General features: G+C 34.3%; 14 protein-coding genes. 10 read left to right on the forward strand and 4 right to left on the reverse strand.

The genetic code is table 11. The features are described from left to right. Nucleotides 1-109 precede the first annotated feature (109 nt). Nucleotides 110-409 (forward strand): hypothetical protein, encoded by a 300-nt coding sequence (locus ACXKY9_RS04510; RefSeq protein ID WP_001176844.1) that lies wholly within the window; start codon nt 110-112, stop codon nt 407-409. A gap of 54 nt (nt 410-463) precedes the next feature. Here the strand turns inward: ACXKY9_RS04510 and ACXKY9_RS04515 are convergent, their stop codons facing one another. Next, nucleotides 464-1,309: a hypothetical protein gene (locus tag ACXKY9_RS04515; protein ID WP_000984162.1), complete on the reverse strand. Its 846-nt coding sequence runs from the start codon at nt 1,307-1,309 to the stop codon at nt 464-466. 229 nt (nt 1,310-1,538) lie between these two features. On the opposite strand from ACXKY9_RS04515, the gene ACXKY9_RS04520 reads away from it, so the two are divergent. The 4 genes from ACXKY9_RS04520 to ACXKY9_RS04535 all read left to right on the forward strand — a co-directional run bounded on the left by ACXKY9_RS04520 (nt 1,539) and on the right by ACXKY9_RS04535 (nt 8,180). Then, nucleotides 1,539-1,940, forward strand: coding sequence for a BlaI/MecI/CopY family transcriptional regulator (locus tag ACXKY9_RS04520; protein WP_000184503.1), 402 nt, complete (start codon nt 1,539-1,541; stop codon nt 1,938-1,940). Nucleotides 1,941-1,942: 2 nt separating this feature from the next. Further along, nucleotides 1,943-3,841 carry a M56 family metallopeptidase gene (locus ACXKY9_RS04525; RefSeq protein ID WP_002133329.1) on the forward strand — a complete coding sequence of 633 codons (1,899 nt, stop codon included), beginning with the start codon at nt 1,943-1,945 and terminating at the stop codon, nt 3,839-3,841. A 213-nt stretch (nt 3,842-4,054) separates the two neighbouring features. Then, nucleotides 4,055-4,627, forward strand: a complete 573-nt coding sequence (locus tag ACXKY9_RS04530; RefSeq protein ID WP_000963381.1) for a TetR/AcrR family transcriptional regulator — start codon at nt 4,055-4,057, stop codon at nt 4,625-4,627. 217 nt (nt 4,628-4,844) lie between these two features. After that, nucleotides 4,845-8,180 (forward strand): YhgE/Pip domain-containing protein, encoded by a 3,336-nt coding sequence (locus ACXKY9_RS04535; protein ID WP_000676867.1) that lies wholly within the window; start codon nt 4,845-4,847, stop codon nt 8,178-8,180. Nucleotides 8,181-8,368: 188 nt separating this feature from the next. Here ACXKY9_RS04535 and ACXKY9_RS04540 read toward each other — a convergent pair whose 3' ends face one another. Further along, a complete protein-coding gene (locus ACXKY9_RS04540; RefSeq protein WP_003283506.1) occupies nt 8,369-9,121 on the reverse strand; it encodes a hypothetical protein in 753 nt (250 codons plus the stop codon). Between the two features lie 51 nt (nt 9,122-9,172). On the opposite strand from ACXKY9_RS04540, the gene ACXKY9_RS04545 reads away from it, so the two are divergent. The 3 genes from ACXKY9_RS04545 to ACXKY9_RS04555 all read left to right on the forward strand — a co-directional run bounded on the left by ACXKY9_RS04545 (nt 9,173) and on the right by ACXKY9_RS04555 (nt 10,063). Further along, nucleotides 9,173-9,367 carry a hypothetical protein gene (locus ACXKY9_RS04545; protein WP_000254586.1) on the forward strand — a complete coding sequence of 65 codons (195 nt, stop codon included), beginning with the start codon at nt 9,173-9,175 and terminating at the stop codon, nt 9,365-9,367. 138 nt (nt 9,368-9,505) lie between these two features. After that, the gene (locus tag ACXKY9_RS04550) at nt 9,506-9,721 is read left to right on the forward strand and encodes a hypothetical protein (protein WP_001988614.1); all 216 of its coding nucleotides are present in this window, start codon (nt 9,506-9,508) and stop codon (nt 9,719-9,721) included. Nucleotides 9,722-9,757: 36 nt separating this feature from the next. Further along, nucleotides 9,758-10,063, forward strand: a complete 306-nt coding sequence (locus ACXKY9_RS04555; protein WP_000140294.1) for a DUF2087 domain-containing protein — start codon at nt 9,758-9,760, stop codon at nt 10,061-10,063. A gap of 26 nt (nt 10,064-10,089) precedes the next feature. Here ACXKY9_RS04555 and ACXKY9_RS04560 read toward each other — a convergent pair whose 3' ends face one another. Beyond that, entirely contained in the window at nt 10,090-10,443 is a 354-nt protein-coding gene (locus ACXKY9_RS04560) for a PH domain-containing protein (RefSeq protein ID WP_001068226.1), read from the reverse strand. A 133-nt stretch (nt 10,444-10,576) separates the two neighbouring features. Here ACXKY9_RS04560 and ACXKY9_RS04565 point away from each other — a divergent pair, with 133 nt between their 5' ends. After that, entirely contained in the window at nt 10,577-11,086 is a 510-nt protein-coding gene (locus ACXKY9_RS04565; protein WP_000620467.1) for a GNAT family N-acetyltransferase, read from the forward strand. Between the two features lie 194 nt (nt 11,087-11,280). Continuing rightward, nucleotides 11,281-12,294, forward strand: a complete 1,014-nt coding sequence (locus tag ACXKY9_RS04570) for a LacI family DNA-binding transcriptional regulator (protein ID WP_000103715.1) — start codon at nt 11,281-11,283, stop codon at nt 12,292-12,294. A gap of 39 nt (nt 12,295-12,333) precedes the next feature. Here the strand turns inward: ACXKY9_RS04570 and yhfH are convergent, their stop codons facing one another. Next, the gene (yhfH, locus tag ACXKY9_RS04575) at nt 12,334-12,462 is read right to left on the reverse strand and encodes a protein YhfH (RefSeq protein WP_000567010.1); all 129 of its coding nucleotides are present in this window, start codon (nt 12,460-12,462) and stop codon (nt 12,334-12,336) included. Nucleotides 12,463-12,507 lie beyond the last annotated feature (45 nt).

Consider the following 12,507-nt stretch of genomic DNA (forward strand, 5'->3'; position numbering starts at 1 on the left):
AGCGTTCTTTTTTTGCATCGTTATAGAATAGTATAAAGAGATGATTCCTTTTTTTGTAATCTAACGATAAAATTGATTGAATATTTAGTTTTTAATAAGGGGGACAACAATGCAGTTACAAATAAATGGAAAGGTAATGAATCAGTTTGCAATTTTTTTTAGTACGATCATCATGCTTCAGTTTGTAGCTGATATAACAGGACTTACAAGCAATCTAGATATTACGTATAACTTAATACATACAGCAGCTTCTTATATAACATTTAGTTTGGCGGTTATTTTCACTTTAATAGGTGCAAGAAGAGAATTAAGTAAATATGCAATTGTTTCATTATGTTTAGTTGTAGGTATTAAAGCGATTTATTTTGTAGCGGTTGTTATTTTATGGGGATTGGCTGGTACACCGTAAGTGAATAGTAAATAAAACCCTAATTTCCAATATAGTAAGGAAATTAGGGTTTTATTATACTTGAAACGCTTTTCTACACCGCTCTCTTTTTTGCAACCTTCTTCTATATTTTTTTTTATCACGTTTTACTCCTTGTATATACATGATTAAGCTAACGAGGAGGAAGAATGCACATTGTATTGTCAAAATATACGGCGACATGCCATGCAAAGGTTGTTTTGGGTCATATAAATGAAAAGGAGCTCCGCCTATTGTAGGGAATATCGTATTTAGCAGGACGTATGGAATGGAGGCAACTGCAAATGGGAAAAGAATCGCCATATAGTCCTTTTGTGACCACGCAGATGCAGCAAGTCCTAAAAGGGCCATTAAACCTGCAAATAAAAAATTAATTCCGATATATACAGTAATGTAAGTGAGGGGAGATTCGTAATATAAGTTTGCAAACATCCCATTATCATTTATAATGCCTGAACCAGCCGTCGGTTCTCCGTCTGGAATGGTTAATTTGCAAAATAATAACGATAAGATGAACGGGAATGTATAAAGAAGTCCGCCACAAAAGAATGTAACAATATATTTCGTTACTGAATAAGGGAACAAAGAAATCCCTTTACTTACAAACGGTTTAAAACCATCTGATTTATCCGAATTGTAACTTGTACTAAAGGGGAAACTGGCAATAACGGGCATTAATAATAAATAAACATCCATTTCATTGTCGCGAAATCCAATCCATTTAAAAGCTGTTGTTACAAACGCATCCGTTCCATCCCCAATGTAACGAATTACATAATAATAATGGTAAATAAAAATAAGAGCTAGTCCACTAAACATAATAATTAAAGAAACACGATTACAAAAAGCTTGCTTTATATTTAAACGAAGTGCACGCATCATGACTGAAAAAGCCTCCACTGTTTTGATAAACTTGTCTATTTTCTATATTACTATTAATTGTAAAGATTTTCTTGTTTTTTTATTTGATTATTTGAAAAAGAGGAATTTTGTTGTTGGTAAGTAAGGTTTAGCTGAAATTAATTTTTCTAAAATATGGTTGACAATTAAGTATTACATTTGTAATCTTAATTATAGATTACAAATGTAATACTTAGGAGTGAAATATACTATGACAAATCAATTACCTAAAATATCTGAAGCAGAATTAGAAATTATGAAAGTGCTTTGGTCGAATTCTCCGCAAACAGCGAATGAAATTATAGAAGAACTGGAAGATGCAATGGACTGGAAACCGAAAACAATCCGCACATTAATTAATCGATTAGTGCAAAAGGAAGCCGTTTCTTACCATCAAGATAAAGGGCGTATGTACGCTTATTACCCGTTAGTATCACAAGATAATTATTTGCAAGTGGAAACGAAATCTTTACTAAAGCGTTTTTGCGGTGCAGCGTTTAAGCCATTACTTGTTAATTTCTTAAAAGAGGAGAAATTATCTTCAGAAGATATTAATGAATTAAAACGCATTTTAGATGAGAAGACAGAGGAGAATAAGAGGAAGGATCGATAAAAATGATAAACACGCTTATAAATGTATACCTTCCTCATTTTTTTGATTGGCTTATAGAAACGTCACTTATGGCTAGCATATTAGTCGGATTTATTTTGTGTATAAAAGTTCTATTCAGAAATAAATTAACCCCCCGGTGGCAATATATGCTGTGGATCGTATTAATGATAAGACTCCTTTTACCGTGGTCGCCAGATAGCTCTTATAGCATTTACTCATTACTTTCTTATAGTTCTAGCGTATCGGAAGTTATTCCAAAAAATATGCCGGCTACTGAGAATATAGTGAACATAGAAAGCGACCGAAAAGTGGAATTGGAATCAAATTCTAAAATGGTGACAAAAACTAGCGAACCGGAAGTAAAAGTCAGTTCGGAAAAACAGACTACATTTTCTTTATACAAACTTGCTTTGTATGTGTGGCTAGCTGGGGTAATCATATTAGCAGCCATCACGTTTCTTACAAATAGACGTTTATATTCTTACATAAAGAAACAACCGGATATTACGGACGAACAGGTCACTACAGTGTTTAATCGCTGTAAGCAGTCTATGAAAATGAAGAAGGCAGTTTCATTACGTCTTGCAGGAAAGATTGCAAGTCCAACGGTTTTTAGTTTCTTTCGCCCGAAAGTATTACTATCAAAAAAACATATGAAAGTATTAAATGAACAACAATTACAATATGTCTTTTACCATGAGTTAGCTCATATTAAGAGAAACGATGTAGCTGTAAATTGGATTATGTACAGTTTAATCCTATTAAATTGGTTCAATCCAATTCTTTGGTACGCCTATTTTTGTATGCGAGAAGATCAAGAATTAGCCTGTGATGCATATGCACTTACTTTTATAGATAAAGAGGAACAAATTGCATACGGTCATACAATTATTACCCTTTTAGAACACTATTCCTATCAATTACCAAGCCTGGCAAATTTAAGTAGAAATAAACGAACACTAAAAAGGAGAATCATTATGATTAAAAAATTCCAAAAGAAATCGTATCGTCTTTCTTTACTTGGAGTTATTGTCATAGTTGCTATAGCATCCCTTTCTTTATTCAACGCACGTGCAACGGAAGGGAAAGAAAAACAAAAGGATAAAGTAGAGCAGTCAAAGGATGCTTTCCAACATGCTGTAGATATGCTGTTTGGTACAGAAGAAAATGCAAAAAAAGAATATAGGTATTCAGCAAGAGTGTATGAAAATAAGACAGATTATTTATATTTAGCTGAAAAGGCTTTAACAACAGATGAGTTCCAACAGTACATAAAATTGTATAAAGAAATTATTAATATACAGAAAAAAGGTGCTCCGAGAGATTCTGACTACGAGTCAATATTTTTTAGGGAAGAACGTTTAACAGAAACTGATCGTGAAAAATTATATGCACTTTATGATCAATCAAAACCGTTTAATGACAAAGTGGAAGAATCTTTAAATTACACGGTAAAGGAAGCGCAGGAACATGTAGATTTTCAAATTAAGAAGCCAACTTACACAATTGAAGGCTACGATCTAAAGGATGAAAAGGTAAGTTGTTTTATTAAGAGAAGACCCGAGTTAATTATAGAATTAGAGTATACAAACGGAAAAGGAAACTATACAACTTATCAATCACAAGTATTTGGAGAAAGTAAAGATCCGTTCCATGGTTTATTTGTTGTAGAAGAAAATATTGAACAGTACGAATTAGAAGGTAATCAAATATTCTATGCGACTCATAACTCGGATAGGAATTTACAAGGTATGAAGATGATTGTTCCAGCAAAAGGGAAAAATCGTGCATACCAAATCGTTATTATTAATCATAGTTTAGAGAACCCAGGAGAAGCAGTATTCGATAAGAATGTAAATAAAGAAGAATTAGAGAAAATTATGCTTTCTATGTTGAAATAGCAAAAAGGTGTTCTTAAGATGTATATCTCTAGAACATCTTTTCCTTTTCTCTTTTCTTCTGATAAACTATGGAAAGTATGATATACACTGACTGAAATTTTTTTATACTGGAAATAATAAAAAGAGAACTTGTATAGAATGTAAGCGTGTGGTAATATCAAAGATGTACTGATTGACTATATTATCCAATTGGTCATTTTTGGAGGTGACAATGTGGCGATAGATCGAAAACGTTCTATTATTGAAGCTGCAACAAAGTCTTTTTCAGCGTTCGGCTATAAAGCAACAACGATGGATCAAGTAGCGAAGTTAGCGAATGTAGGGAAAGGAACGATTTATACTTTTTTCAAAAATAAAGAAGAGTTATTTGGTGAAATTATTTCTAATTTAATTACAGAAATGAAGCAAGTTGCAGAAAGTGCAATTCGTTCAGATGTTTCATTTTTTGAAAATGTACATAGAGCATTATATAGCATCTTGGAATTTAGAAAAGAACATCAGCTCATGATTAAATTAATTCAAGAAGAGCGCGATATGGGAACGAAAGAAGTACAAGAAGTGATGCAACAAGTTGATGTGGAAATCGTTTCTGTTATTCAATCGTATTTAAAGATTGCGATTGAAAAAGGTGAAATTAGCAAATGTGATCCAGAAATTACAGCATTTATTATGCTTCGTCTATATGTATCGCTTATTTTTGATTGGGAAAAAAATCACGAACCGCTAGAAAAAGAAAAAATTGCAGAGTTATTTGAACTTTATTTACTAAAAGGATTGTCAAACTAAGATAATCCTTTTAATTTTATAAAAAAATGACCAAATGAACAATTCGGTCATATATTTAAGTTAAGGGGGGATATAGAAAAATTATAATCATAATAAGAAAAAATTGCATAGTAATAAATTCAGGGATAAGGCATATGTATGAACAAGTATAGCCTTTTTGTTTGGGTAAAAATGACTATATGAACATTTTGGTCATTTTATAAAAGGGGGAGAAATTATGAAAGGGAAGCAGTTACTTCGGAAAGAGTTCACGGAAATTATAAAAAGTAAAAAAATATTAATTCCAATTATTGCGGTCTTATTCGTACCAATTTTATATGCAGGGATGTTTTTGTGGGCTTTTTGGGATCCGTATAAACAGTTAGATGACTTACCAGTTGCAGTAGTCAATTTAGATAAAGGCGCAGTATTTGATGGGAAATCAATTGAGGTCGGAAAAGGGCTCGTTGATAATTTAAAAGATAATAAAAGTTTTAAATGGGAGTTCGTAAGTGAAAAAGAAGCGAAGAAAGGAATGGAAGCTAGAAAGTATTACATGTTAGTGCGCATTCCAGATGACTTCTCAAGTAACGCTACAACGTTACTAAAAGACAATCCAAAGCCATTAAACTTAGAGTACATTCCAAACGAAAGCTTAAACTTCTTATCTTCACAAATTGGAGGAACAGCCATTGAAAAGATTAAAACTGAAGTATCAAGCACGTTAACGAAAACATATGCAGAGAAAATGTTTGATTCCATTCAAGACGTCTCAAAAGGATTAGCAGATGGGGCGGAAGGAGCAAATAAACTACACGACGGATCAAGTGAGCTGCATGATGGTTCAAGTAAAGTGACGGATGGCCTTCATACACTTCAAGGGAATTCTGGGGAGATGAAGGATGGAGTTCAGAAATTAGCAGATGGATCTAATAAATTAGTAGATGGATCAGGCAAAGTAACAAACGGTTTAAATGTGCTAAATAGTAAAACAGGTGAAATGCAGGTAGGTATCGGAAAATTAGTAGATGGGTCAGGCAAAGTAACAAATGGTTTAAATACGCTAAATAGCAAAACAGGTGAAATGCAGATAGGTATAGGGAAATTAGTAGATGGGTCAGGCAAAGTAACAAATGGTTTAAATACACTAAATAGCAAAACAGGTGAAATGCAGATAGGTATAGGGAAATTAGTAGATGGGTCAGGCAAAGTAACAGATGGTTTACACGTATTAAATAGCAATGCAGGTATCGGAAAATTAGTAGATGGATCAGGCAAAGTAACAGATGGTTTACATGCATTAAATAGCAATGCAGGTATTGGGAAACTAGTAGATGGATCAGGCAAAGTAACAGATGGTTTACATGCATTAAATAGCAATGCAGGTATTGGGAAGTTAGTAGACGGATCGGGCAAAGTAACAGACGGTTTAAATACGTTAAATAGTAAAACGGGTGAGTTGCGTGATGGATCTGAGAAAGTGACCGGTGGCTTGAACAAATTAGTAAGTAAATCCGGTGAATTAAAAACAGGAACAACGGATCTATCAAATGGTATGGGAAAACTTGTTGAAGGGCAAAGCCAATTAGAGGAAGGTTCTCAAGCGATCCAAAAGGGATTGCAAGAGTTAAATAGTAACGTACAAAAGTCTGCTGCAGGCTTAGAGGAAATGCAGTCGAAAGTTCCTTCTATATTGAATACAGTAAATGAAAAAATAGATGGAGCTGGGGCGAATGTAAATCAGTTAAATGAACTTACACAATCAACAGCAGGAGATGCAAAAAATGCAGCACAAGAGGTAGCGAATTTACAAAAGCAAATTGAAAGTTTACCAAAAGAATATCAAGAGCAGTTACAGCCATTCGTAACAAGTGCTGTAAAAAGTACAGCGACAGTTCAGCAAAAAGCTGCCGGAGTAGCAGGTGGAACAAATAAATTAAATGAAGAAGTGAAACAATTAAAAGGTGAAATACATCAAACAACAAATGGGTTGCAAAAAAACTTACCAAATCCAGCAGGGATAAAAACTCTAGCAGGTGCTATTGAGAAACTAACGAGCGCACAAAATGAATTTGTTAGTAAGTTTCATGGATTTGGTGAGGGATTAGATAATGCAAAAATAGGTGCCGATAAATTAAAAGATGGATCAGTTCAATTAATTGATGGAGTAACGCAATTGCAAAGTGGCTCTGGAAAAGTGACAGCAGGATTAGGTCAATTATCTGCAGGAGTAAATCAATTAGCAGATGGGTCTGGTCAAGTAACAGGCGGTTTAGGAACATTATCTGTAGGAGTATCCAAATTAGCAGATGGGTCTGGTCAAGTAACAGGCGGTTTAGGGACATTATCTGTAGGTGTAACGAAATTAGCAGATGGCTCAAGCCAAGTAACAGGTGGTTTAGGAACATTATCTGCAGGAGTAAATCAATTAGCAGATGGCTCGGGTAAAGTAACAGGCGGTTTAGGTGCATTATCTGCAGGAGCAAATCAAATGGCAGTTGGAGTAAATCAATTAGCAGATGGCTCAAGTCAAGTAACAGGCGGCCTAGGTCAATTATCTGCAGGAGCAAACCAAATGGCAGGTGGAGTAAATCAATTAGCAGATGGCTCGAGTAAAGTAACAGGCGGTTTAGGGACATTATCTGTAGGAGCAAATCAAATGGCAGGTGGAGTAAATCAATTAGCAGACGGATCTGGTCAAGTAACAACGGGCTTAGGTACTCTAAATGGTGGCCTAAATCAAATGTCAAATGGCTCAACCCAGCTAATCGACGGCGTAAATAAACTAGCAGATGGCTCAGGAAAAGTAACAGATGGTCTCGTAAAAGTAAACGACGGTTCAGGTGAACTTGCAGAGAAACTTGGCGAAGGGGCAGAGAAAACTGGGGAAGTAAAAGGAACGGATAAAACGTATGATATGTTTGCAAGTCCTGTAAAAGTGAAGACAGAGAAAATGGCGGAAGTTCCTAACTACGGAACTGGATTTACGCCGTATTTCTTATCACTCGGTTTATTTGTTGGGGCATTATTATTATCTATCGTATACCCATTACGTGATACAGTAGGCGTTCCAAAATCAGGATTTAGTTGGTTTATTAGTAAGTTCGGTGTTTTACTATCAGTTGGTATTATTCAAGCGATAGTAGCAGATGTTATATTACTGTTCGGATTGGGTGTAGAAGTACAAAGCATTCCATACTTCATACTCTTTAGTATCATTACAAGTTTAGCATTTATCGCATTAATTCAATGTTTAGTAACAGCATTCGGTGATGCAGGCCGTTTTATCGCCATCATCACATTAATTATGCAGCTTACAACGAGTGCCGGAACATTCCCGCTAGAATTGATTCCGAAGTTTTTACAACCATTCAATGCTTGGTTACCGATGACATACTCTGTATCAGGATTGAAAGCAGTCGTATCGAGTGGAGACTTTGACTTCATGTGGAAAAACATAGGAATACTCATGATTTTTATCGTTGTATTATCATTTGGAACAATCGTTTCTTTAACTTTGATGCACAAACGAAAATTTAAAAATGTGCTTGAAAATCAATCGGTTGAAGCGTAGATAAAAGCACCTTTTTGGTGCTTTTTTTATTAGTTTTGTTTTATCCCGCTTTAATGATGGGCAGTAAGACCCCACCTCAAAATTCAGCGAAAGCAAAGAAGTTAGGTGGGGATCAACTGCCCATTAAAGCCCGATTGGTGAGGGCTAATAATCAGTGGGGGATGAAGAAACCCCCACTGATTAAAGTTTCACTTCATTGGTTGAGAAAGTTCATTTGTTTTTCTGTTTTTACGGAACAAGTATATAACGATACTTATAAGAATAATTGTAGCTACAATCCAAATAAATGGACCATATTTTTCAGCAAAAGTATATAGTTTCATATTACTAGCAATTTCCTCTTTTGTTTTTCCTATTAGAATTTCAGAACCACTATACCCTTCAAGGGTATCCCCCTTTTTTATGCCAAAAATAAGAGTGTCTGATTTGTTTTCTATTCCCGTATATCGGTATCCTTTACTTTTAATTGTTAATTGAGTATCATCCTTTTTTAGTGAGTAATCTTCGATGGAAATATCTTTTCCTGACAGTGTAATTGGTTCCATCGAAAAACGAATTTCTTTTAATGCAGGAAGAACCTCATTATTTAGTAAGAGCTGCTTTGCAATATGTTGCTCTGTATCAATGTTTATCCAATTTGCTTTTCGTCGTTTATACGTATTAATTTCAAGGAGTGCGAATTCTTTATTTTGAAGTTTTTCCTCTGTAATAGGTTGCGCAGTAGTTAATGCTCCTTTTAATAAAATCACACCGTCTTTTGCAGATTGAAATGAAGAGACTTCTTTCGTTTCTTTTAATGTATTGATAGCACTTCTATAATCTTCTTTTCCTAAAAGAACAGCTCCTGTATGTACGGTTAAAATAAGATATAGAATGCTTAATACTATAATAGCTTTTTTCACTATGTACCCTCCAAAGTATGTATAAGTTAATTGTAACATAATTTACCATTTTTAATTTGTTAATTTGAATAATAGGTTGCAAATGTAAAAGTGGTAAGTCAGTTTGAAGAAAGTGTGGGTGAGAGGAGTAAAAATGAAAAGGAATTCCATAATAGGAAACCAGAAGATACAAAGAAAATAGGTAGTAGAATATATACGTCTGTCGTAGTAGCTTCATTATCGAATAAGAGAGGAAGCAGTGTTGAAGCACCTATGGTGAAAAATAGCAAAAAAGATAATGAATAAGAAAAATTTATCAATTTTAGAGTGAAATATCATTTATAATCATCCTTCTCCTTAATTTCACCATATCGCATGTGCAGTTTAAACGAAAGAAAAGGATTTACAACAATTTACAGAGAAAACTAGAATAGAGGAGTTGATATGATGAAAGGAAATCTTACTTATTATTTTATCTTAAATCCGCTAATCATCTTTCTTGTTTACGCCCTTTCACCTATCTTATTTCATAAAGAAAAATATATAAATATGAAAGATGCACTAGGAATACTTGTAGTTTACTATGTGCTTATTAGTGGGTATTACTTTATGGATGTTGTAAGTGAAAGAATGAAGAAGAATAGTAAGGACAAACAATAAAGTTTTGTTGTATAAAAATTAATGGAGGACAATAAAATGACTGAAAGTGAAATGAAATTCCGGGATACGACCATTCGTAACTTTTTCGATAAAGAGGATCGTTTAAAATCGATTCCAGGTCAAAAGAAGAAAAAACTAGTATTGTTAGAGCATTTAATTAGCAAGTTAAATGCTGAAAATCAATATACAGAAAAAGAAATGAATACATTTATAAAACAATATCATGATGATTTTTGTACAATTAGACGTGAATTTATTGTACAGGGGTTTATGAATAGAGAGGATAATATGTACTGTATAAACGGGAGGGAAGTTTGGACGAAGTGGGAGGAGTTAAAATAATGAATCAGCGAGGGGATCCCCGCTGATTATAAGCCTGTGCTAGTCTTGCTGTTTCTTTGTAGTAAGTCTATGAACGCTTCAACATTCGAACTTGTAATGTATCCAAGCGTTATATATTCATCTTCATAGTAAAATATTATTTTTTTGTCAAAGATTCTTCTCTTCGTTTCTATGGATAGAATTTTTTCATAATCAAATTCGGCAATGAATGTGTTTTTATATTGGCTAAAAAAGAGAAGTCTTTGATTAGTAGCAAGTAACATGCCAGGATACGGGACTTTATGCGTAATCATATAGCCAGTAAGTGAACATTTTAAAGTAGATAAAACCTTTTCTTCTTTATGTAATAGTTGTTTTGCAGCTGTTAAGATTGGATTCATTGCATACATTCCTTTTATTTTGATGTATGAATATTGTATCAAGAGTAAAAAGATTCTCAATATGTAATATTGCATATTGGGCGTTTTATAGTTGTAATATTATTTTTCAAAAGAAAAAGTACGAGGTGATTTAATGATACGGTTAGTAAAAGAGACTGATGCAGAAGCAATTATGAATATTAGAAAAGAAATTATATTATCGGAAACTACTACAAAATTTTTCATAGTATCCCCAAAGAAGTTACCGAATGATATGAATGCAGAAAGAGAAAAGATACGGAAAAGTAATGAGAAAGGTAATCTTTATATCGTGTATGAAGTAGATGGGAAGGTAGTTGGCTTTTTAATTTTCAACCGATATGAACTAGAACGGTTACAACACGCAGGCACAATGGGAATGGGGATTAAAGAGGCGTATTGTAATCAAGGCATCGGCACGAAATTAATTGAATTTCTTATTAGTTGGGCGAAAGGGCAGAAAGGTTTAGAGAAAATTTGTTTAGGTGTAGTTTCTGTTAATGATCGGGCAATTAAAGTGTACAAACGTATGGGCTTTGTAGAAGAAGGCAGACAACGAAAGCAAATAAAGTATGAAGATGGATCATATGGAGATGACGTATTGATGGGGTTTTATATTGAATAAAGGATATATGGTATTAAGAAAAGGAATGTACATAACGTAAATTTCTAAAAGCAGTATATTGCCCATGCATTAACAGACTTTTACCTATGTATAATATTAATATAGTAAAATCATAACAACCGATATTGCAGTTTCCAATAATATACTATATAATCAATTTAAGAAAACGTTTTCATGCAAAGGGGGAGAATTTCGTGTCGACTATAGAGGACGTGGCGAAATTAGCGGGGTTATCAAGGACAACGGTTTCTAGGGTGATTAATAATCATCCATATGTTTCAGATGAGAAGAAAAAAAGGGTTCAATTAGCAATGAAGCATTTAGGCTTCGTTCCTAATTCTGCGGCGAGAAGGCTTCGTAAACAAAAAACGGAAACAATTGCGGTGCTAGTTCCAAGGATTACAAATCCTTTCTTCAGTAGATTTATTGAAGCAATCGAGATTGCTGCTTCTGAACATAAATATAAACTGATTATTTGTCAAACAAGATATTTACCGGAAAAAGAGATGGAGTATTTACAATTATTATCTACGAAACAAGTAGATGGGATTATTCTATGTTCACTAGAAAATCCGTGGGAAGATGTAGAGCCATACTTACAGCACGGTCCAATCGTGTTGTGTAATGAATATATTGAGGAAGCAAATATTCCAACAGTGAAGTTTGATCATGCGCAAGGAGCATACATAGCTGCGAAGCATGTGTTAGATCAAGGATATCGTAATCTTATTTTTTGCCGTGGTAACGAAACCAAAGTCGTTAGCCAGCAGCGAAAAATGGGCTTTTTACGTGCAATAACTGAGAAGAGCCGCCAAGTAGAAGCGATTGACTTTCTTGAAAACGCTTTCTCTTGGGAAGATGGAAAACGAATATTCCATGAAGTATTAAAGGACAAAAAAAATCCTACCGCGATTTTGGCAGGAGGCGATGAGGTAGCAGCTGGAATTATCTCAGAGGCGAAACGCCATAACTGGAGCATTCCAGATGATCTCGCTGTTATCGGTTTTGATAATCAAATATTATCGCAGATTACAGAACCAGGTATTACGACAATTGAACAGCCAATTGATGAAATGGCCCGAAAAGTTGTCGACCTGATGATGGATAAAATCCATACGAAAAATTATCGAAAAAAAGAATTGTATGAGTTTGAACTGGAGCTCTTGGTGAAAGGTTCAACGATGAAGGATAAGATGTTATTAGCCTAGTAGACTATGTCTGCTAGGTTTTTTTATGTTCACAAACTACTATTCTTCGTGAACGCAATCGTCACATTTGTTATGGTATGCTTCGTGTTGCTCATCAATTTCTTTCCCGCAGTGCGCACAAGTTTTCGTCGGTAAATTTCTGAAAAACTCCATTGGTTGATCGATCATGTCAATCCCTCCATTTCCATTTCTTACTATCATTGTATTAGTACA

The sequence above is a fragment of the Bacillus sp. 2175 genome, assembly GCF_057812155.1.